Here is a 24,452-nt window from a genome sequence, read left to right on the forward strand (position 1 = left end):
GCTCTCCCCACAAATATTTTTAAAGGTTCGCTTTTGTAAAGTTGTATTTAAAAATTGTTTAGATTGGGTCATCAATCTAGGATTACCGAGTAAAAAGAAGTAATCTAAAATAAACATGAAAATTTGAAATATTGAATACCTTTTCAGAATGTAAAAATTTTGATAGAATGCGAGAGTAGCTCAGTTGGTAGAGCGTCAGCCTTCCAAGCTGAATGTCGCCGGTTCGAACCCGGTCTCTCGCTCTAAAAATTTACGAATTAAGACGCGTGATTTTCACTTCGTAAATCTAATTAATCGGTAATCGTAAATGAAATGCCGGTGTAGCTCAGGGGTAGAGCGTTTCCTTGGTAAGGAAGAGGTCACGAGTTCAATTCTCGTCATTGGCTCTTTTTTCTAAGTTACAAAGTTAGAACAACAATTGAACACTAATAATAATAAGATTAAAATAAATTAAACATGGCAAAGGCAACTTTCGATCGTTCAAAACCACACTTAAATATTGGTACTATTGGACACGTAGATCACGGTAAAACAACTTTAACTGCTGCTATTACTAAAGTATTAGCTGATGCAGGTTATTCAGAAGCAAGATCATTTGATCAAATTGATAATGCTCCAGAAGAAAAAGAAAGAGGTATAACAATTAATACGTCTCACGTAGAATATGCAACATTAAACCGTCATTACGCTCACGTTGACTGTCCAGGTCACGCGGATTACGTAAAGAACATGGTTACAGGTGCTGCTCAAATGGATGGCGCTATTTTAGTTGTTGCTGCAACAGATGGTCCTATGCCACAAACTCGTGAGCATATCTTACTTGGTCGTCAGGTAGGTATTCCTCGTATCGTTGTATTCATGAATAAAGTGGATATGGTTGATGATGAAGAGTTGTTAGAATTAGTTGAAATGGAAATCAGAGATTTATTATCTTTCTACGAATATGATGGAGATAATGGACCTGTAGTAGCTGGTTCTGCATTAGGTGCACTTAACGGTGAGCAAAAATGGGTTGATACAGTATTAGAGTTGATGAACCAAGTTGATGCTTGGATTGAAGAGCCAACTCGTGATATGGACAAGCCTTTCTTAATGCCAATTGAAGATGTATTCTCAATTACTGGTCGTGGTACTGTTGCAACTGGTCGTATTGAAACTGGTGTAGCTAACACAGGTGATCCTGTTGAGATTATCGGTATGGGTGCTGAGAAATTAACATCTACTATTACTGGTATCGAAATGTTCCGTCAAATCTTAGATAGAGGTGAAGCTGGTGATAATGCTGGTATCTTATTAAGAGGTATTGAGAAGTCTCAAATCTCAAGAGGTATGGTAATTACTAAGCCAGGATCTGTAACTCCACACTCTAAATTTAAAGCTGAAGTTTATATCCTTAAGAAAGAAGAAGGTGGTCGTCACACACCATTCCATAATAACTACCGTCCACAGTTCTACGTACGTACAACTGACGTAACAGGAAACATTGCGCTTCCTGATGGAGTTGAAATGGTAATGCCAGGTGATAACTTAACAATTACTGTTGAGTTGATTAACACAATTGCAATGAACGTAGGTTTACGTTTCGCTATCCGTGAAGGTGGTAGAACAGTTGGTGCTGGTCAGGTAACTGAAATTTTAGACTAAACTTTATAGTTAAAATATTTAATTAAGGTGTCTCGATATTTCGGGATGCCTTGATTATTGTTTACGGGTTTAGCTCAGTTGGTAGAGCACTGGTCTCCAAAACCAGGTGTCGTGAGTTCGAGTCTCTCAACCCGTGCAAAAGTATAATTGGATGCGTTTTACATCCGAAATAAAATTATAATCAAATGGCAGGATTAATAACATATATAAAAGAATCGTTCGGCGAGTTAAAGAACAATGTGTCATGGACACCTTGGCCAGAAGCTCAAAGGCTAACTGTAATCGTTGCAGTGTTTTCAATTATTTTTTCGTTAGCTATTTGGGGAGTGGATACTGTTTTTAGTAGAGCAGTAAAATCTTATTTTGATTTTATACACTAACAAATATACAAGAAGAAGATGTCTGAAAAAAAATGGTATGTTGTTAGGGCCGTAAGCGGTCAAGAAAACAAAATTAAAACTTATATTGAAAATGAAATTTCAAGATTAGGTTTAGATGATTTTGTAGATCAAGTATTAGTTCCAACCGAAAAAGTAATTCAAATTCGTAATGGAAAGAAAATAAATAAAGAAAAAGTTTATTTTCCGGGTTACATTATGGTTCAAGCTAATTTAAGTGGTGAGATTCCTCACATTATTAAATCAATCACTAACGTTATTGGTTTTTTAGGTGAAACAAAAGGAGGTGATCCTGTGCCTTTAAGACAATCTGAAGTAAACAGAATGTTAGGTAAAGTAGATGAATTGTCTGTAGAGGCAGATGCAAATGTTGCAATTCCATTTACTAAAGGTGAAACTGTTAAGGTAATCGATGGACCATTTAATGGATTTGATGGAACAATCGAAAAAATTAATGAAGAAAAGCGTAAGCTAGAAGTAATGGTGAAGATTTTTGGAAGAAAGACACCATTAGAATTAAGCTATATGCAAGTAGAAAAAGTATAATAATTGTTACATAAAGAGCGTATTATCTATGCTTCCAATTATAGATAGGCGTAATAAACATTAAGAAATGGCAAAAGAAATAGACAAAGTAGTTAAGCTACAAGTTCGGGGAGGTGCTGCGAATCCATCGCCACCGGTAGGACCCGCTTTAGGTGCCGCTGGAGTTAATATCATGGAGTTCTGTAAGCAATTCAATGCTAGAACACAAGATAAGCAAGGTAAAGTTTTACCTGTTGCAATCTCAGTTTACAAAGACAAATCATTTGATTTTGTAATTAAGACTCCTCCAGCAGCAGTACAATTATTAGAAGCGGCCAAACTAAAGAAAGGATCAGGAGAACCAAACCGACGTAAAGTAGCAAAAGTAACTTGGGATCAAGTTAAAGCGATTGCTGAAGACAAAATGGTAGATTTAAATGCCTTTGAAATCGGATCAGCTATGAAAATGGTTGCCGGTACAGCAAGATCGATGGGTATCACTGTTAAAGGAGGAGAAGCTCCAAACTAAATTTTTAGAAATGGCAAGATTAACAAAGAAGCAAAAAGAAGCAAGAGCAAAGGTTGATAGTAACAAAACTTACTCTTTAGAAGAAGCTTCAGCTTTACTAAAAGAAATTACATACACAAAGTTTGATGCTTCTATCGATTTAGCAATCAGATTAGGTGTAGATCCACGTAAGGCCAATCAGATGGTTCGTGGTGTAGTTTCATTACCACACGGTACAGGTAAAGACATGAAGGTTCTTGCGTTAGTAACACCAGATAAAGAAGCAGAAGCTAAAGAAGCAGGCGCTGATTATGTTGGGTTAGATGAATACTTACAGAAAATTAAAGATGGTTGGACAGACGTTGACGTTATCGTTACTATGCCAAGCATTATGGGTAAGTTAGGACCATTAGGTAGAGTATTAGGACCAAGAGGTCTTATGCCAAACCCTAAGACTGGAACAGTAACTATGGATGTAGCTAAAGCAGTTGCAGAAGTAAAAGCTGGTAAAATTGATTTTAAAGTAGATAAAACAGGTATTGTACATGCACCAATTGGTAAAGCATCGTTTGATACTGATAAGATTATTGGGAACGCTCAAGAATTATTGTCTACAATTATGAAGTTAAAACCAACTGCTTCAAAAGGAACTTATGTAAAGAGCATCTACATGTCTAGTACAATGAGTCCAAGTATAGCAGTTGATACAAAAATAGGATAGTAGTTAAACTTAGAATATTATGACAAGAGAAGAAAAATCCCAAGTAATTGAAGAGTTAACTGCTCAATTAGCAGATAATACAAATATCTATTTAGCAGATATTTCTGGATTAGATGCAGTAGCGACTTCAAATTTAAGAAGAGCATGTTTCAAGTCTAACATTAAGTTAGCTGTAGTTAAGAATACACTTTTAGAAAAAGCAATGGATGCATCGGAAAAAGATTTCGGTGACTTACCATCAACTTTAAAAGGTAATACGTCAGTAATGTATTCTGAAACTGGAAACGCTCCAGCCAAAGTAATTAAAGAATTCCGTAAAAAATCTGAAAAGCCTTTATTAAAAGGTGCTTTCATTGAGGAATCAATATACGTTGGTGACGATTTACTAGATGCCTTAGTTGATATTAAGTCTAGAGAAGAACTGATTGGTGAAATTGTAGGATTACTACAGTCTCCTGCTAAGAATGTTATCTCTGCACTTAAATCAGGTGGAGGAACCATTGCTGGTATCGTTAAAACATTATCTGAAAGAGAAGGATAATATTAGAATTACACAATAGAAAATTATTTATAACACACATTATTAAACAATAGAAAAATGGCAGATTTAAAAGATTTCGCAGAACAATTAGTTAACTTAACAGTAAAAGAAGTTAATGAATTAGCAACAATATTAAAAGATGAGTATGGTATCGAGCCTGCTGCTGCAGCAGTTGCAGTTGCTGCTGGTGGTGCTGGAGGTGGCGAAGCTGCTGAAGAGCAATCAGAATTCGATGTTATCTTAACTGGAGCAGGTGCTTCTAAGTTAGCTGTAGTAAAATTAGTTAAAGAATTAACTGGTTTAGGTTTAAAAGACGCTAAAGGTTTAGTTGATGATGCACCAAGCCCAATTAAGGAAGGTGTTGCAAAAGACGAAGCTGAAGCATTGAAAGCTCAGTTAGAAGAAGCTGGTGCTGAGGTAGAGCTTAAATAAGCTTATCATTCTACATTACAAGGTTTAGGTTTATCCCGCATTTTTTTGCGGGATAAGACTTAGACCATTTTATGTATATAAACGTTATATACATTTTTTAGTTTTTATTTATTAAAATCTCGTTCATCAATGTTAGCAAAAAAGGCTGAAAGAATTAATTTCTCTTCTATTGTAAATAGGACAGATTACCCAGACTTTTTGGATATCCAAATTAAATCCTTTCAGGATTTTTTCCAATTAGAAACAAAGTCAGAAGAAAGAGGTACAGAAGGTTTATACAACACCTTCATGGAGAACTTCCCAATTACAGATACACGTAATCAATTTGTATTAGAATTTTTAGATTACTTTATTGACCCACCAAGATATTCTATAGAAGAATGTATCGAAAGAGGATTAACTTACAGTGTGCCTTTAAAAGCAAGATTGAAGTTGTATTGTACAGATCCAGAACATGAGGATTTCGAAACTATTGTTCAGGATGTATATTTAGGTACTATTCCTTATATGACACCAAGTGGTACATTTTGTATCAATGGTGCAGAACGTGTAGTTGTTTCTCAGTTACACAGATCACCAGGTGTATTCTTTAGCCAGTCTTTCCATGCAAATGGAACCAAGTTATATTCAGCAAGAGTTATTCCTTTTAAAGGATCTTGGATAGAATTTGCTACTGATATCAATCAAGTAATGTATGCTTATATTGATAGAAAGAAAAAATTACCTGTTACAACATTGTTTAGAGCTATCGGTTTTGAACGTGATAAAGACATTTTAGAGATTTTTGACCTTGCTGAAGAAGTTAAGGTTTCAAAATCTGGATTAAAGAAAGTTATCGGTCGTAAGTTAGCGGCACGTGTATTGAATACATGGCACGAGGATTTCGTTGATGAAGATACAGGTGAAGTGGTATCTATTGAGCGTAACGAAATTGTATTAGATCGTGACACTGAAATCGATAAAGATAATATTGAAGAAATTCTTGAAGCAGAAGTAAAAACTATTCTTTTACATAAAGAAAGTGCGCAACAAGGAGATTACGCAATTATTCACAACACATTACAGAAAGATCCAACAAACTCTGAAAAAGAAGCTGTTGAGCACATCTACCGTCAATTACGTAATGCTGAGCCGCCAGATGAGGAAACGGCTCGTGGTATTATTGACAAATTATTCTTTTCTGACCAACGTTACTCTCTTGGTGAAGTAGGTCGTTACAGAATGAACAAGAAATTACAGTTAGATATCGGAATGGACAAACAAGTGTTGACCAAAGAAGATATTATAACGATTATAAAATATTTAATTGAGTTAATTAACTCTAAAGCAGAGATTGATGATATTGACCACTTATCTAACCGTCGTGTACGTACAGTAGGTGAGCAGTTATCTTCTCAGTTTGGTGTTGGTTTAGCTCGTATGGCACGTACTATTCGTGAGCGTATGAACGTTCGTGATAACGAAGTATTTACACCAATCGATTTAATTAATGCAAAGACCTTATCGTCTGTAATAAATTCTTTCTTTGGTACGAATCAGCTATCTCAATTTATGGATCAAACGAATCCTTTGGCAGAGATTACGCATAAGCGTCGTCTTTCAGCTTTAGGACCAGGAGGTTTATCAAGAGAAAGAGCAGGTTTCGAGGTACGTGATGTTCACTATACACACTACGGACGTTTATGTCCTATTGAAACACCAGAAGGACCAAACATTGGTTTAATATCTTCTTTATCTGTATTTGCGAAAGTAAATTCAATGGGCTTCATTGAAACGCCTTACCGTAAAGTTGAGGAAGGTGTTGTAGATATTAAAAATACACCAACATATCTAAGTGCCGAAGAGGAAGAAGATATGTTAATTGCACAAGCAACAATTAATGTTGATGATGATGGTAAAATTTTAGCAGATAAAATTATCTCTCGTCAAGAAGGTGATTTTCCTGTTATCGACCCTGTAAATGTTAACTATACAGATGTCGCACCAAACCAAATTGCATCGATTTCAGCATCTTTAATTCCGTTCTTGGAGCATGATGATGCCAACCGTGCATTAATGGGATCTAACATGATGCGTCAGGCTGTACCATTATTACGTCCTGAAGCACCTATTGTTGGAACTGGTTTAGAGCGTCAAGTAGCGTCAGATTCTAGAGTATTAATTAATGCTGAAGGAGCTGGTACTGTTGAGTATGTAGATGCTCAAAAAATTACTATTAGATATGAACGTACTGAAGAAGCTGCAATGGTTAGCTTTGATAGTGACACAAAAACATATCCATTAGTAAAGTTTAGAAAAACTAACCAAGGAACGTCTATCAACTTAAAACCAATCGTAGAGAAAGGTGATAAAGTTGCAAAAGGACAAGTACTTTGTGAAGGTTATGCCACTGAAAACGGTGAATTAGCACTTGGTAGAAATATGAAAGTAGCCTTTATGCCTTGGAAAGGGTATAACTTTGAGGATGCGATTGTAATTTCTGAAAAAGTAGTTAGAGAAGATGTATTTACATCTATTCATATCGATGAATATTCATTAGAAGTTAGAGATACAAAATTAGGTAATGAAGAATTAACTAATGATATTCCTAACGTTTCTGAAGAAGCAACTAAAGATTTAGATGAAAATGGTATGATTCGCATTGGTGCGGAAATCAAACCAGGTGATATCTTAATTGGTAAGATTACTCCAAAAGGGGAATCAGATCCTACTCCAGAAGAAAAACTTCTTAGAGCTATCTTTGGTGATAAAGCAGGTGATGTAAAAGATGCCTCTTTAAAAGCATCTCCATCATTAAATGGTGTTGTTATCGATAAGAAATTATTTGCAAGAGCACTAAAGGATAAACGTAAGAGAGCTCAAGACAAAGAAGATATCGAAAAGTTAGAAGATGCTTACGATAAAAGATTTGACGATCTTAAGAATATTGTTGTTGAAAAATTATTCAATATTGTTAACGGAAAAACAGCTCAAGGTATTTATAACGATTTAGGTGAAGAAATTATACCTAAAGGTAAAAAGTATACCTTAAAGATGTTAAATGCTGTTGATGATTATACGCACTTAACTTCAGGAAAATGGACAACTGATGACCATACTAATGAACTTGTTGCCGATTTAATCCATAACTATAAGATTAAAGAAAATGATCTTCAAGGATCATTAAGACGTGAGAAGTTTACAATTTCTGTTGGTGATGAACTTCCTGCAGGTATCATTAAATTAGCTAAAGTTTATATCGCTAAGAAACGTAAACTTAAAGTTGGTGATAAAATGGCAGGTCGTCACGGTAACAAAGGTATTGTTGCTCGTATCGTTCGTCAAGAAGATATGCCTTTCCTAGAGGATGGAACGCCTGTTGATATTGTATTAAATCCACTTGGTGTACCGTCTCGTATGAATATTGGTCAAATCTATGAAACTGTTTTAGGTTGGGCTGGTAAAGATTTAGGTAAAAAGTATGCAACGCCAATTTTCGATGGTGCTACTTTAGATCAAATTAATGGCTATACAGATGAAGCAGGTATTCCAAGATTTGGACATACGTATCTTTATGATGGTGGAACAGGAGATCGTTTTGATCAACCAGCAACAGTTGGTGTGATTTATATGATTAAGCTTGGTCACATGATTGACGATAAAATGCACGCACGTTCTATAGGACCGTACTCATTAATTACGCAACAACCATTAGGTGGTAAAGCACAATTTGGTGGACAACGTTTTGGTGAAATGGAAGTTTGGGCACTTGAAGCTTATGGAGCATCAAGTACACTACGTGAGATCTTAACTGTAAAATCAGATGATGTTATTGGTAGAGCAAAAACTTACGAAGCAATCGTTAAGGGTGAGCCAATGCCAGAACCAGGACTACCAGAATCATTCAACGTACTTATGCACGAATTGAAAGGTTTAGGATTAGATATAAGATTGGAGGAATAATTTTGAATAAATTATTCCGTACAGACAAGTCGCGATTTGTCTGTACAACGCGAAAATTTTTCGCAACAATCGAAAAAAACACAGGGCAGTTTGCAAAAACTGCCTAAACAACAAAAATAACATGGCAAGAAGACAAGATAAAAATACAGTTCAGAAATTTAACAAAATTTCTATCGGTTTAGCGTCACCTGAATCTGTTTTAGGAGCATCTCGAGGTGAAGTATTAAAGCCAGAAACTATTAATTATCGAACACACAAACCAGAAAGAGATGGTTTGTTCTGTGAGCGTATTTTTGGTCCTGTAAAGGATTTTGAATGTGCTTGTGGAAAATATAAAAGAATACGTTACAAAGGTATTGTATGTGACCGTTGTGGTGTAGAAGTAACAGAAAAGAAAGTACGTAGAGATCGTGTTGGTCATATTAACTTAGTAGTACCTGTAGCACATATCTGGTATTTCCGTTCGTTACCAAATAAAATAGGTTACCTTCTTGGATTACCATCTAAGAAATTAGATATGATTATCTATTATGAGCGTTATGTGGTTATTCAACCAGGTATTGCTATGAATGCTGAAGGTGAGCCAATTCAAAAAATGGATTTCTTAACGGAAGAAGAATATTTAAATATTCTTGAAACAATTCCTCAAGAAAATCAATATTTAGACGATACAGACCCTAATAAATTCATCGCTAAGATGGGTGCTGAGTGTCTTATCGATTTATTAGCTAGAATTGATTTAGATCAATTATCTTATGATTTAAGACATAAAGCTAATAACGAAACGTCTAAGCAACGTAAAACAGAAGCTTTAAAACGTTTACAAGTTGTTGAAGCGTTTAGAGATTCTAACGAAAATAGAGAGAACAGACCAGAGTGGATGATTATGAAGGCTGTGCCTGTAATTCCACCAGAATTAAGACCATTAGTGCCTTTAGATGGTGGTCGTTTTGCAACCTCTGATTTAAATGATTTATACCGTCGTGTAATTATCCGTAACAACCGTCTTAAAAGATTGGTTGAGATAAAAGCACCAGAAGTTATTTTACGTAATGAAAAACGTATGTTACAAGAATCAGTAGATTCATTATTTGATAACACACGTAAGTCATCTGCAGTAAAAACAGATTCTAATAGACCATTAAAATCATTATCAGATTCACTTAAAGGTAAGCAAGGACGTTTCCGTCAAAACTTACTAGGTAAGCGTGTTGATTATTCTGCACGTTCTGTAATTGTTGTTGGACCAGAATTAAAATTATTCGAATGTGGATTGCCAAAAGATATGGCGGCAGAACTTTATAAGCCTTTCGTAATTAGAAAACTAATTGAAAGAGGTATTGTAAAAACTGTAAAATCTGCAAAGAAAATTATAGATAGAAAAGAACCTGTAGTTTGGGATATATTAGAGAATGTTTTAAAAGGACATCCAGTGCTTTTAAATCGTGCTCCTACGTTACACAGGCTTGGTATTCAGGCTTTTCAACCTAAACTTATTGAAGGTAAAGCAATTCAGTTACACCCATTAGTATGTACGGCCTTTAATGCCGATTTCGATGGTGACCAGATGGCTGTGCATTTACCATTAGGACCAGAAGCTATTCTAGAATGTCAGTTGTTAATGTTGGCTTCACATAATATATTGAACCCAGCAAATGGGTCTCCAGTAACTGTACCTTCTCAGGATATGGTTCTTGGTTTATATTATATGACTAAACTTAAAAAAACAACGTCAGAGGTTATAGTTAAAGGTGAAGGTTTAACATTCTATTCTCCAGAAGAAGTGAATATCGCTTATAATGAGAAGAGAGTTGACCTTAATGCTGGAATTAAAGTAAGAACAACAGATTTTAATGAAGAAGGAGAGTTAACAACTCAAATTATTGAAACTACAGTAGGTCGTGTACTTTTCAACGAAAAAGTACCTGAAGCTGCTGGATATATAAATGAAGTTTTAACTAAAAAATCATTAAGAGAAATTATTCACGGTATTCTTAAAAAGACAAGTGTACCTGAAACAGCTGATTTCTTAGATGAGATTAAAACTTTAGGTTATAAGTTTGCATTCCAAGGTGGATTATCATTTAGTTTAGGTGATATTATTATTCCATCAGAAAAACAAGGAATGATCGATGCTGCTAACAAGCAAGTTGATGGTATTATGGGTAACTATAATATGGGACTTATTACTAATAACGAACGTTATAACCAAGTTATTGATATTTGGACATCTACAAATGCTGAGTTGACAGAATTGTCTATGAAGCGTATCCGAGAAGATCAACAAGGATTTAACTCGGTGTTTATGATGCTAGATTCTGGTGCAAGGGGTTCTAAAGAACAAATTCGTCAGTTAACTGGTATGCGTGGATTAATGGCTAAGCCTAAAAAATCTAATGCAGGTGGTGGTGAAATTATTGAAAATCCAATTCTTTCTAACTTTAAGGAAGGACTTTCAATTTTAGAATACTTTATCTCTACTCACGGTGCACGTAAAGGACTTGCAGATACGGCTCTTAAAACTGCCGATGCTGGTTACTTAACACGTCGTTTAGTAGATGTGTCACAAGATGTAATTGTATACGAAGAAGATTGTGGTACATTGAGAGGTATCGAAGTTTCAGCACTTAAGAAAAACGAAGAAATCGTTGAGAGTTTAGAAGGAAGAATTGTGGGTAGAACATCATTAAATGATGTTTATGATCCATTAACAGAAGAATTATTAGTAGAAGCTGGTGGTCATATTAATGACGCTATTGCTAAGAAAATTGGTGATTCGCCTTTAGATTCTATCGAAGTACGTTCTCCATTATCTTGTGAAGCTAAAAAAGGAATTTGTGTTAGTTGTTACGGTCGTAACCTTGCTACTGGTAAAATGGTACAAAGAGGTGAAGCTGTTGGTGTAGTTGCTGCTCAGTCAATTGGTGAGCCAGGTACTCAGTTAACATTACGTACATTCCACGTAGGTGGTATTGCTGGTAACATTTCTGAAGATAACAAGTTAACAGTTAAGTTTGATGGTATTGCAGAAATCGAAGATTTAAAAACTGTAAAATCTAAAGACAGTGAAGGAAAAGAAGTAGATGTTGTTATTTCTAGAACTTCTGAACTTAAGTTAGTAGATGCTAAAACAGGAATTGTTTTAAGTACAAATAATATCCCTTATGGTTCATTTATTTATGTGAAACCAGGAGATAAATTAAAGAAAAACGATGTAGTGTGTCAATGGGATCCTTATAACGGTGTAATTATATCTGAATTTGCTGGTCAAGTGAAGTATGAAAACATTGAACAAGGGGTTACATATCAAGTAGAGATTGATGAACAAACAGGTTTCCAAGAGAAAGTAATTTCTGAATCTAGAAACAAGAAGTTAATCCCAACCTTATTAATTGTAGATAAGAAAGGAGAAACAATACGTTCATACAATTTACCTGTAGGAGCACACATTATGATTGATGATGGTGATAAAATTGAAATCGGTAAGGTTTTAGTTAAAATACCTCGTAAATCTGCAAAAGCAGGTGATATTACCGGTGGTCTTCCTCGTGTAACAGAATTATTTGAAGCACGTAACCCTTCTAATCCAGCTGTTGTAAGTGAGATTGATGGTGTAGTTTCATTTGGAAAGATTAAACGTGGTAACCGCGAAATTATAATTGAATCTAAATTAGGTGAGGTTAAGAAATACTTAGTTAAATTATCGAATCAAATTCTTGTGCAAGAAAATGATTATGTAAAAGCTGGTATGCCGTTATCTGATGGTTCAATTACACCAAATGATATTCTTAACATTAAAGGCCCATCTGCCGTTCAACAATATTTAGTAAATGAAGTACAAGAAGTATATCGTTTACAAGGTGTGAAAATTAATGATAAGCACTTCGAAGTTGTTGTTAGACAAATGATGCGTAAAGTTAGAATTATAGATTCTGGTGATACTATTTTCTTAGAAAATCAATTAGTTCATAAATCAGATTTCATTGAAGAAAATGATAAGATTTTCGGAATGAAAGTAGTTGAAGATGCTGGTGATTCTGAGAATTTAAAATCAGGTCAAATTGTAACCGTTAGAGCGTTAAGAGATGAAAACTCTAGCTTACGTAGAGAAGATAAGAATCTTGTAACAGCAAGAGATGCTAGTCCTGCGACTGCAACTCCAATATTACAAGGTATTACTAGAGCTTCATTACAAACTAAGTCATTTATTTCAGCCGCATCGTTCCAGGAAACTACAAAGGTTCTTAACGAAGCAGCAGTAAATGGTAAAGTTGATTCACTAGAAGGACTTAAAGAAAATGTAATTGTTGGACATAGAATTCCAGCTGGTACAGGTGTTAGAGAATACGATAACATCATTGTAGGTTCTAGAGAAGAGTTTAATGAAATGATGAAAGCTAAGGAAGAGATGAATTTTAATTAATTCTCTAGTTTTCTTTCAAAATAATAAATGAATTAAAAGCCTTCTTGTATTTTTACATGAAGGCTTTTATAGTTTTAAAAAATAATTAATCAGACTTCCTTCTTTAAGGAAGCGTAAATAAGTTTACGATGGCAGACGAAAAAAAGAACCCAAACAATAAAAAGGGACAAATAAATATAGAATTAGACGAAAAAGTAGCAGAAGGTACCTATTCTAACTTAGCAATAATTAATCACTCGGTTTCAGAATTTGTGGTCGATTTTGTGAGTATTATGCCTGGTACGCCAAAAAGCAAAGTAAAGTCTAGAATAATATTAACGCCACAGCACGCAAAACGATTATTAAAAGCCTTAGGTGAGAATGTGACACGTTTTGAAAACGCCCATGGTGAAATTAAGGATTACGAGCAACCTCCAATTCCACTGAATTTTGGTCCAACCGGTCAAGCTTAATACGGAACTCAATTTTAATTAATTATTGAGTTAAGAGGTTTCTCGAAATATTTTATTACGAGCAACCTCCAATCCCATTGAATTTTGGACCAACAGGCCAAGCTTAGATAGAGTTATATTATATAATACTATTAGATATAAAAAAAACCTTTGAATTATTTGTTCAAAGGTTTTTCTGTTTAGTTCACTATTAAAATTTAAGCCACTTCCTTAGTGTTTAAATGATATTTTAAAGCTCCAGAAGGGCATTTGTTAATCTGCTTGATAATTACATCAGTTTGGGCACCTTCTAAATCAATCCAGGGAATCACAGAGCTTCTGAAAACACTTGATAATTGTTTTGCACAGAATCCTGCATTTGTACAGCAACGAGGTGCATAGGTTACAGTAATCTTACTGTTACTGAAAACGTTTTCGTTATTATCCATAATAAGTAGATTAGTTTGGGGTTAATCTTAATTTTATAGTATTGTTAATGTAGTAAACTTAAATAATATACGACTAAAATACAAAAAACTTCGATAAAGTGCGATGTATTTTAACGTATACATCAAAAATTACCACACTTCTTATTCAAATTCAGAGGTCATATGAAACGTAATACTTGGGTACTTTTGTTGCGTCATTTGTAAAGAAAACATAGAATCTGCTAAAAATACCAATTGATCTTTTTTGTCTCTGGCTAAGAAACGTTGTTTGACACGTAAAAACTCTTTAAATTCTTCACTTTTTTCATCGTCAGTTTCAACCCAACACGCTTTATGCACATTCAAGTTTTCATAAGTACATTTTGCTCCGTACTCATGTTCTAATCGGTATTGAATCACTTCATATTGAAGTGCACCAACTGTTCCTATTACTTTTCTGCCGTTTAAATCTAATGTAAATAATTGCGCAACTCCTTCATCCATCAACTGATCTATACCTTTGTAAAGTTGTTTAGACTTCATTGGGTCTGCATTATTAATGTACCTAAAGTGTTCTGGTGAAAAACTTGGAACACCTTTATAGTTTAATATTTCGCCTTCGGTTAAAGTATCGCCAATTTTAAAACTTCCGGTGTCCTGCAATCCAACAATATCTCCAGGGTATGATATGTCTACGATTTCTTTCTTTTCAGCAAAAAAGGCATTTGGGCTAGAAAATTTTAATTTTTTATTGTGCCTAACATGAAGGTACGGTGTGTTTCTTTTAAATTCTCCCGAAACAATTTTAATAAAAGCTAATCTATTTCGGTGATTGGGATCCATGTTAGCATGAATTTTAAACACGAAACCAGTAAAATTATCTTCTTCAGGTTCTACTAAACGTTCTTCACTATTCTTAGGTCGAGGTTTTGGCGCAATATCTACAAAACAATCTAATAATTCTCTTACACCAAAATTGTTTAATGCCGATCCAAAAAATACAGGTTGTTGCTCACCATTTAAATAGTCTTCTTTATTGAAGTTAGGATAAATACCTTCAACTAACTCTATTTCTTCTCGTAATGTATTTGCGGCTTTTTCACCAACTAGATTATCTAATTCTGAAGATGCTAAATCTGAAACCTCTATAGTTTCTTCAATATCTTTTCGACTATCACCAGAGAATAAATTAATGTTCTTTTCCCAAATGTTGTATATTCCTTTAAAGTCGTAACCCATTCCTATAGGAAAACTTAACGGCACCACTTTTAAACCTAATTTTTGTTCAATTTCATCTAATAGGTCAAAAGCGTCTTTACCTTCTCTATCCATTTTATTAATGAAAACAATCATAGGAATGTTTCGCATTCTACAAACTTCAACCAATTTTTCAGTTTGTTCCTCAACACCTTTGGCGACATCAATTACGACAATTACACTATCTACAGCAGTTAAAGTTCTAAAGGTGTCTTCTGCAAAATCCTTGTGACCAGGAGTATCTAGAATATTAATTTTAATACCATTATATTCAAAAGCTAAAACAGAAGTTGCTACAGAAATCCCACGCTGACGCTCAATTTCCATAAAATCACTGGTTGCACCTTTTTTTATCTTATTACTTTTTACAGCGCCAGCTTCTTGTATCGCTCCACCAAACAGAAGTAGTTTTTCTGTTAATGTTGTTTTACCAGCATCTGGGTGCGAAATGATTCCGAAGGTGCGTCGTCTGTTTATTTCTTTTAAAAAGCTCATAAATTGAATTAAAAAATCGAGTGCAAATATAGGAGTATAATAAGATAAATTATAGTACCGTAATAATTATATAAGCTATTGAAACTATTCTTGAATAAACATTATAACACTTAACAATGAATTAATCTTTTAAATAGGTACATGCAATTCGTTTTGAGAATAATCAAATTTAAAATTTTTAAAAGTTATGTGCAATAATCATTTTCATTTAAAAGAGAAGCCTTAATTCAATTTGATTTCGAGATAACAACTATAATTTTTTGCAGAAGTAATTTAATTACTAATAAAGTGTGTTGTAGCGGGTTGGTCCTGAGAGGTTTATCATGCAGGTTTAAAAATCTTACTAAGGAATAAAAATGTAAGAAAATGACTAACTATAAAATGAAATATTGTCATCAATTAGCCTCGAGCACATAAAACTAATTCTAGTTAGTTTTAAGGTGCTGAATTACATTGGTTGTGTGTGGTGAGAGATGGTTTGCGTTTATTGATTTAAGTAACAAGTCTACTACACACATTATTATTTAATCTGATCTAAAGTTGATATGATTAATTTTCTATAGAATTTGTAGGAAAAAACATCAATTCATAGAGGATTTACCTCTTAAGTGTTAAAATAATATGTATTTCATCTAAAAATCAGGTAGATAAAAAAATTATAACTTTTTTATGTTAAATTTAATTAAATATTCATTGAAACTAGCGTTTTATTGAGGATAATGCTTCGATATGCACTTATTTAACATTAATTAACAAAATAATGGTTGTTTTTTAACAATTACCTTGTGTTACTTTTATTTGTCATTACGACGTTTTTATAGTTATAAAGAAAAATACAAGCGTTAGGTTTTAATGAAATGGTTTATTCAAAAGTATAGACTACTACTGCCTACGATCCCATTTTAGATATTAATCTTATATACCCAAATTATGAATGTACCGAACTATCTTCTAATAAGTTTTAAGAGATTTTACATTCTTGTAAAGTCTTATTTGTCGTTAATCCTTTTAGGGTTGTTGCTATGCTCGTTCTCGAGTAATAAGAATTATATTTCGTCTAATTATTTTGATGATTATTTTAATCCTGTCAATATCCCATGTAATACTGACGTTCCTGTACCTATTACTGAATTAAATTATTCTGATCTTGAAGTAACTTCAAGCACTTCGGGCTTATGTCTTATAGGATGTGGTATTAATAATGAGGACAATTTAATAGATGGAGATGATAGTAATTATACGTCTGTTAATACAGTTGTAGGATTAGGTGTAACTCATACCTTAAAAGTTACAGACAATACTACAGACGAATTTTATTCGGCAGGTAGTTTTGCTGGGTTTTTTATAGAAAATGCTTCTGTTGTTCAAGTCGATTTATTTGATGGAATTGTAATTCGAACGTATTTAAACGGTGTTGAGCAAGAATCAAACACGAGTAGTGCATTAGTGTCAATTAATAGTGATTTATTGGCAGATGATCAATACTATGTTGGTTTTGATACCACACTAGATTTCGATGCGATAGAAATTTCAATATCAAGTTTTTTAGGTGTTGCTTCGTCAACAAGAGTGTTTCACGCTGTAGTTAATAGTTTTTGTGAAGGTCCAGCTTTAGAATGTAATACGCCAACTAGGTTAGCTAAACCTGATTTTCCTGCCAAAATAGTTCAAGAACGCACTGGATTCGGTGGTGCTTTAAGTGTTGGAAATATAAATGAAGCCGACGCGGCAGTAGATTCAAATGCAAATTCATATGCAAGTATAAATTTTGCTTTAGGTGTTTTAGCTTCAGGAAGTTTGTCTATAAAAGATGAATTATCCGATTATCCTGCGATGACCTATGCTGGTTTTGATATTGAGAATTCCTCTGTTTTAAATTTAAACCTATTGGATGGGATTACTATTTCAACCTATTTAGATGGGGCATTTCAAGAGAGTAAAACCGGTAGTTCAGAGCTTTTATCGGTAGATAGTGCACTATTATTATCTGGTTCAGAACGTTCTCAAGTCGGTTTTGTATCTAACCTTCCTTTCGATGAAGTGCAATTGACAATTAACCAAACTGTTTCTTTAGATTTAGGAAGTACTAAAGTCTATGGGTTAATATTAGAGTCATTTTGCGAAGGTGAATTAGAATGTAGTACTTCCACGGTTTTAAACAACCCATCACAACCGGTTATTATTAATAATGGTAACACTGGTGTTGATGGTGTTGCATGTGTTGGTTGTGAGGTTGATGAAGCTTCGAATGTTATTAGTGAAAGTAATTCTGATTTTGCACAGATCAACATTATAGCTGGTGTTGCCAATACGGCCTCAATTTCAGTATTAAATGTATTGGAATCTTACCCAGCAGGATCAAAGGCAGGTTTTGTAATCAGAGATACGAATGATTTACTTGAACTTGATTTGTTAAACTCAATAACACTAACAACATATTTAGATGGTGTGGTTCAAGAATCTCAAACATCTAGTGGTTTACTAGCGCTGGAAGCATTAGGATTCGTAAGTATTACACCTTCTAGTACAGATGGTTTTTATTTAATAGGCTTTGAAACAGCTCTAGAATACGATGAAATACAAATAACTGTTGGCGCTGTAGCTGCAGTAATTAATAGTATAGAGGTTTATGGAAGCTATGTAGATACAACTATACAAGTTGAAGCCACCGTTGTAAATGAATCCACTTTAGGCCTTTCGGATGGAGAGTTGTCTATAACTGTATCTGGCGGAACACCACCATATTCTTATGCGTGGAGTCCGGGAGGTGAAACTTCAGATGCTATTACTGGTTTAGCACCTGGCATATATTCTGTTACCGTGACAGACGCTTTAGACTGTGAGACAACAGCAGAATTTATAGTATATACCGAAGGTGTTCAATACCCAGTGCCTTGTAACACCGAAAACCCTGTCCCAATTACGGCTGCTGGTTTTACGGATTTGAGTATCACTAAAGACACGTCAGGAGTTTGTGTTTTGGGATGTGGTGTAGCAAATGAAAATAATATTATTGATGCGAATGATAGTAATTATGCAACCGTATCGACCGTAGTTGGTTTAGGAGTTACACATACGCTAACAACCACAGATGAAACCGTTGACGAATTTTTTGAAGGTGGTGGTTATGCAGGATACTTAATAGAGAATAGTTCTATTTTACAAGCCGATTTACTAGATGCTATTGTTGTAAAAACGTATTTAGATGGTGTTGAGCAGGAATCACAAACGAGCACATCTTTAGCAGTTATTAATAGTACCTTGTTAGGAGGAGATCAATATTATGTTGGTTTTTATACCACCATGGATTATGATGCTGTGGAGATTTCTATTTCAAGTTTATTGAATGTCCTATCTGATACTCATGTATATCATGCGGTAACCAATAGGTTTTGTGAAGGTCCTGATTTAGCTTGTAATACACCAACAGCATTAACAAAACCAGATTTTCCTGTAAGAATAGTTGAAGAACATACTGGAACAGGAGGTTTGTTAGGTGTGGGTAGTGTTAACAATACAGAAAACCTTTTCGACGCTAATGCCGGTAACTATGCCACTATCGATCTTTTGGCAGGCGTTGCTGCTTCTGCATCGATAGCCGTTAAAGATGAGTTGACGGATTATCCAGCGACAACCTATGCTGGTTTCGATATAGAAAATGCTACCTTATTAAATACGCAATTATTTGACGCAATCACTATAAGCACGTATTTAGATGGTGCACTGGTAGAATCACGAACAGGTACAACAGAATTAGTTCCTGTAAATTCAGGTGTATTACTTACAGGAAATGAAGCCGTAAGAATTGGCTTTGTAACGACGTCTCCTTTTGATGAAGTGCAAATTTCACTATCGCAATTAGTATCTTTAAATTTAGGTAGTACAAGAGTTTATAATATGGTACTCGAAAGATTTTGTCCTGGAACAATTGATTGTGAGTCGCCGTATGTCTTATCTAATCCTAATGATTCTGTGATTATCAATAATAACAGAACAGGAACGGAAGGAATAGCTTGTGTAGCTTGTGAGGTAGATAATTCACAGAACGTAATTTCTGAAGATGGTAGTGATTTTGCTCTTATAAATATAGTTGCAGGTGTTGCTTCAACAGCTTCTATTTCGGTTCAAGATGTGCTTTTAGATTATCCTTCTGGGACGCAAGCAGGATTTGTGATTAGAGATACGAATGATTTGTTGCAAGTAGATCTACTAAATTCTATTACCCTGACCACCTATCTTGATGGTGTTCAGCAAGAACAAAAAACCGCAGGTAATTTATTGGCTTTAGAAGCTCTAGGTTTAATAACTATTACACCTACTACAACCGATGGGTTATATATTGTTGCGTTTAATACTACCATGAGTTTTGATGAAGTTCAAATCACAATTGCATCATTGGCTAGTGTAATTAATTCTATCGAAATCTATGGAGGTTATGTTGATGCGACAAATTCTAATTTGTGTGATACTGCGAATATTGCTGTAATTAAAACGGTAGAATTTAATGATGAAAATGCGGATGGATTTGCTGATGTAGGAGAGACTTTGACTTATAACTTTACAGTAACAAATGAGGGTAGTGTAGATTTATCCACGGTAGTATTAACTGATGCTATGTTGGGAGGTGAATTAACTTTGATTTCTGGCGATACAGATGGTGATAATGAACTCGATGTTGATGAAATATGGTTATATACAGCAAACTATACGTTAACACAAGCTGATGTCGATGCTGGTTCAGTTAGTAATCAAGCCAATATAACATCTATTAATGGCGATGATGGAACAGAAGAAAACGACCTTTCTGATGATGATTCTGTTTTAGAAGATGATTTCACGGTAATTGAATTTCCTCAAAGAGCCGGAATCGCAGTGATAAAAACAGGAGTTTTTAATGATGAAAACAGTGATGGCTACGCCAACCTAGGAGAAACTATCACCTACAGTTTTACGGTGACCAATCAAGGACAAACCACTATAACAGACGTGGTGCTTACAGATGCTATGTTAGGTGGTGAACTTGCGCTAGCATCAGGAGACGATAATGGAGATAACATTTTGGATGTCGATGAAGTTTGGTTGTATGCAGCAAGTTATACTATAACGCAAGCCGATATCGATGCTGGTGTTGTTAGTAACCAAGCCCTCGTTACTGGAACAAGTAGTCTAGATGGATCAACCTTAGAAGATTTATCCGATGATGATACCGTGTTCGAAGATGATATAACAGATACGGAATTGCCATTAGAAGCCGGAATCGCAGTGATAAAAACAGGAATTTTTAATGATGAAAACAGTGATGGCTACGCCAACATAGGAGAAACCATCACTTACAATTTCACAGTGACCAATCAAGGAGAAGACACTATAACAGATGTTGTTCTTACAGATGATATGTTAGGAGGAGAGTTAACATTAGGATCAGGAGACGACAACGGAGATAACATTTTAGATGTCGATGAAGTTTGGTTGTACGCAGCAAGTTATACAATAACACAAGCTGATATCGATGCAGGTGTTGTTAGTAACCAAGCCCTCGTTACTGGAACAAGTAGTCTAGATGGATCAACCTTAGAAGATTTATCTGATGATGATACCGTGTTCGAAGATGATATAACAGATACGGAATTGCCATTAGAAGCCGGAATCGCAGTGATAAAAACAGGAGTTTTTAATGATGAAAACAGTGATGGCTATGCCAACATAGGAGAAACCATTACCTACAATTTCACAGTGACCAATCAAGGACAAGCCACCATAACAGATGTTGTGCTTACAGATGCTATGTTAGGAGGAGAATTAACACTAGCATCGGGAGACGATAATGGGGATAATATCCTAGATGTAGATGAAGTTTGGTTGTATGCAGCAAGTTATACTATTACGCAAGCCGATATTGATGCAGGTGTTGTTAGTAACCAAGCCGTCGTTACCGGAACAAGTAGTCTAGATGGATCAACCTTAGAAGATTTATCCGATGATGATACCGTGTTCGAAGATGATATAACAGATACGGAATTGCCAATAGAAGCCGGAATCGCAGTGATAAAAACAGGAGTTTTTAATGATGAAAACAGTGATGGCTATGCCAACCTAGGAGAAACCATTACCTACAATTTCACAGTTACCAATCAAGGACAAACCACTATAACAGATGTGGTGCTTACAGATGCTATGTTAGGAGGAGAAGTATCACTAGCATCAGGAGACGACAATGGAGATAATATTTTGGATGTCGATGAAATTTGGTTGTATGCAGCAAGTTACACTATTACACAAGCCGATATCGATGCAGGTATAGTGAGTAACCAAGCCCTCGTTACCGGAACAAGCAGTACAGATGGTTCAACCTTAGAAGATTTATCCGATGATGATACGGTGTTCGAAGATGATATTACCGATACCATTTTACCATTAGAAGCCGGAATCGCAGTGATAAAAACAGGAGTTTTTAATGATGAAAACAGTGATGGCTATGCCAGCCTAGGAGAAACCATTACCTACAATTTTACAGTGACCAATCAAGGAGAAGACACTATAACAGATGTTGTTCTTACAGATGATATGTTAGGAGGAGAAGTAACACTAGCATCAGGAGACGACAATGGAGATAACATTTTGGATGTCGATGAAATTTGGTTGTATGCAGCAAGTTACACTATTACACAAGCCGATATCGATGCTGGCGTTGTTAGTAACCAAGCCCTCGTTACCGGAACAAGTAGTACAGATGGTTCTACCTTAGAAGATTTATCTGATGATGATACCGTGTTCGAAGATGATATTACCGATACCATTTTACCATTAGAAGCCGGAATCGCAGTGATAAAAACAGGAATTTTTAATGATGAAAACAGTGATGGCTACGCCAACATAGGAGAAACCATCACTTACAATTTCACAGTGACCAATCAAGGAGAAGACACTATAACAGATGTGGTGCTTACAGATGCTATGTTAGGAGGAGAAGTATCACTAGCATCAGGAGACGATAATGGAGATAACATTTTGGATGTCGATGAAATTTGGTTGTATGCAGCAAATTATACTATTACACAAGCCGATATCGATGCAGGTGTTGTTAGTAACCAAGCCTTCGTTACCGGAACAAGCAGTACAGATGGATCTACCTTAGAAGATTTATCTGATGATGATACGGTGTTCGAAGATGATATTACCGATACCGTACTACCATTAGAAGCCGGAATCGCAGTGATAAAAACAGGAGTTTTTAATGATGAAAACAGTGATGGCTACGCCAACATAGGAGAAACCATTACCTACAATTTCACAGTTACCAATCAAGGACAAGCGACCATAACAGATGTGGTGCTTACAGATGCTATGTTGGGAGGAGAAGTATCACTAGCATCAGGAGACGATAACGGAGATAATATTTTGGATGTCGATGAAGTTTGGTTGTATGCAGCAAGTTATACAATAACACAAGCTGATATCGATACAGGCATGGTAAGTAACCAAGCCCTCGTTACCGGAACAAGCAGTACAGATGGATCTACCTTAGAAGATTTATCTGATGATGATACGGTGTTCGAAGATGATATAACAGATACGGAATTGCCATTAGAAGCCGGAATTGCAGTGATAAAAACAGGATTTTTTAATGATGAAAACAGTGATGACTGTAGTAATGTGGGAGAAACCATTACATATTCATTTACTGTTACAAATGAAGGTAATGTAAGTGTTCGCAATATCGAATTGATAGATGATATGCTTGGTGGAGTTTTAAGTTTAGTTTCAGGAGACGACAATGAGGATGAGGAGTTAGATGTTAACGAAACTTGGATCTATGCTGGTGAATATACACTCACCCAAGCAGATATTGATGCAGGCATGGTGAGTAACCAAGCTGTCCTTTCCGGAGAAAGTAGTCTAGATGGTTCTATTTTAACAGATCTATCAGATGATGATAGTGTTCTAGAAGATGATACTACAATAATGCAACTATGTAATTCCGGTTCTATATCTCTTGAAAAAGTTGGTGAGTTTAATGATGAAAATGGAAATGGTGTTGCAGAAGCAGGAGAGACTTTATCGTATTGGTTTACTGTTTATAATACAGGTGTAACAACTTTATATAATATTAGTATAGACGATCCATTACCAGGTGTACAAATTGAAGGAGGACCAATTATTGAATTAGGACCTAATGACATAGACGACTTTACTTTTATTGCAACCTATACGTTAACAGAGGACGATGTGGAGAATGGAGAAGTTATCAATCAGGCGGTGGTTGAAGGTGAAAATGAAAATGGAATAATCTATACAGATACATCCGATGATCCTAATAATTTGGATGATATAGACTTAAACAATGATAATGAACCAGATGATCCAACAGTTGTAGTCTTACCTCAAGTATTGGGTGCTGAGTTCGAAATATTTAATGGAATTACTCCAGATGGCAATGGTGAGAATGACTTCTTTAGAATTGTTGGTATAGAGGACTATCCAGATAACAATTTGAAAATATATAATCGTTGGGGAATTCTAATCTATGACATGGATAGTTATGGAATCAATGGTAACGAATTTAGAGGGATTTCCGAAGGTCGGAGTACTATAAATAAAGATGAGAAACTACCTACAGGAACTTATTTTTACATACTACGAAGATTTGTTGGAGGTAAAACCTTAACAAATGAAGGATATTTATATATAAAAAATAACTAAACCCTAA

General features: G+C 35.0%; 13 protein-coding genes and 3 tRNA genes. 14 read left to right on the top strand and 2 right to left on the bottom strand.

Features of this window, described 5'->3' with window-relative positions; all coding sequences use genetic code 11:
• Positions 1 to 169 precede the first annotated feature (169 nt).
• The 13 genes from K1X16_RS06335 (at position 170) to K1X16_RS06395 (ending at position 13,586) form a co-directional block, all read left to right on the top strand.
• Positions 170 to 242 (top strand) — tRNA-Gly (locus K1X16_RS06335).
• Positions 243 to 314: 72 nt separating this feature from the next.
• A tRNA-Thr gene (locus K1X16_RS06340) sits at positions 315 to 386 on the top strand.
• 70 nt (positions 387 to 456) lie between these two features.
• On the top strand, positions 457 to 1,644 hold the full coding sequence (gene tuf, locus K1X16_RS06345; protein ID WP_195872727.1) for an elongation factor Tu: 1,188 nt from the start codon (positions 457 to 459) through the stop codon (positions 1,642 to 1,644).
• 63 nt (positions 1,645 to 1,707) lie between these two features.
• A tRNA-Trp gene (locus K1X16_RS06350) sits at positions 1,708 to 1,780 on the top strand.
• 49 nt (positions 1,781 to 1,829) lie between these two features.
• Positions 1,830 to 2,024, top strand: coding sequence for a preprotein translocase subunit SecE (secE, locus tag K1X16_RS06355; RefSeq protein WP_195872726.1), 195 nt, complete (start codon positions 1,830 to 1,832; stop codon positions 2,022 to 2,024).
• Positions 2,025 to 2,042: 18 nt separating this feature from the next.
• A complete protein-coding gene (nusG, locus tag K1X16_RS06360) occupies positions 2,043 to 2,588 on the top strand; it encodes a transcription termination/antitermination protein NusG (protein WP_195872725.1) in 546 nt (181 codons plus the stop codon).
• Between the two features lie 67 nt (positions 2,589 to 2,655).
• Positions 2,656 to 3,096, top strand: coding sequence for a 50S ribosomal protein L11 (rplK, locus tag K1X16_RS06365; protein WP_195872724.1), 441 nt, complete (start codon positions 2,656 to 2,658; stop codon positions 3,094 to 3,096).
• A gap of 10 nt (positions 3,097 to 3,106) precedes the next feature.
• Positions 3,107 to 3,796 carry a 50S ribosomal protein L1 gene (gene rplA, locus K1X16_RS06370; RefSeq protein ID WP_195872723.1) on the top strand — a complete coding sequence of 230 codons (690 nt, stop codon included), beginning with the start codon at positions 3,107 to 3,109 and terminating at the stop codon, positions 3,794 to 3,796.
• 19 nt (positions 3,797 to 3,815) lie between these two features.
• Positions 3,816 to 4,337, top strand: a complete 522-nt coding sequence (rplJ, locus tag K1X16_RS06375) for a 50S ribosomal protein L10 (protein ID WP_195872722.1) — start codon at positions 3,816 to 3,818, stop codon at positions 4,335 to 4,337.
• A gap of 57 nt (positions 4,338 to 4,394) precedes the next feature.
• Positions 4,395 to 4,769 carry a 50S ribosomal protein L7/L12 gene (gene rplL, locus K1X16_RS06380; RefSeq protein WP_195872721.1) on the top strand — a complete coding sequence of 125 codons (375 nt, stop codon included), beginning with the start codon at positions 4,395 to 4,397 and terminating at the stop codon, positions 4,767 to 4,769.
• 129 nt (positions 4,770 to 4,898) lie between these two features.
• Entirely contained in the window at positions 4,899 to 8,711 is a 3,813-nt protein-coding gene (rpoB, locus tag K1X16_RS06385; RefSeq protein ID WP_195872720.1) for a DNA-directed RNA polymerase subunit beta, read from the top strand.
• Positions 8,712 to 8,832: 121 nt separating this feature from the next.
• Complete coding sequence (gene rpoC / locus K1X16_RS06390) at positions 8,833 to 13,134, top strand: DNA-directed RNA polymerase subunit beta' (protein WP_195872719.1); 4,302 nt, start codon at positions 8,833 to 8,835, stop codon at positions 13,132 to 13,134.
• 128 nt (positions 13,135 to 13,262) lie between these two features.
• Positions 13,263 to 13,586, top strand: coding sequence for a DUF3467 domain-containing protein (locus K1X16_RS06395; protein WP_225035463.1), 324 nt, complete (start codon positions 13,263 to 13,265; stop codon positions 13,584 to 13,586).
• 197 nt (positions 13,587 to 13,783) lie between these two features.
• Here K1X16_RS06395 and K1X16_RS06400 read toward each other — a convergent pair whose 3' ends face one another.
• A complete protein-coding gene (locus K1X16_RS06400) occupies positions 13,784 to 14,014 on the bottom strand; it encodes a (4Fe-4S)-binding protein (protein ID WP_195872717.1) in 231 nt (76 codons plus the stop codon).
• A gap of 141 nt (positions 14,015 to 14,155) precedes the next feature.
• Positions 14,156 to 15,745: a peptide chain release factor 3 gene (locus tag K1X16_RS06405; RefSeq protein WP_225035464.1), complete on the bottom strand. Its 1,590-nt coding sequence runs from the start codon at positions 15,743 to 15,745 to the stop codon at positions 14,156 to 14,158.
• A 930-nt stretch (positions 15,746 to 16,675) separates the two neighbouring features.
• Between K1X16_RS06405 and K1X16_RS06410 the strand changes: the two genes are divergently transcribed.
• A complete protein-coding gene (locus tag K1X16_RS06410) occupies positions 16,676 to 24,445 on the top strand; it encodes a gliding motility-associated C-terminal domain-containing protein (RefSeq protein WP_225035465.1) in 7,770 nt (2,589 codons plus the stop codon).
• Positions 24,446 to 24,452 lie beyond the last annotated feature (7 nt).

The organism is Winogradskyella sp. SM1960 (assembly GCF_020179375.1).
GTDB classification, from domain to species: Bacteria; Bacteroidota; Bacteroidia; order Flavobacteriales; family Flavobacteriaceae; genus Winogradskyella; species Winogradskyella marina.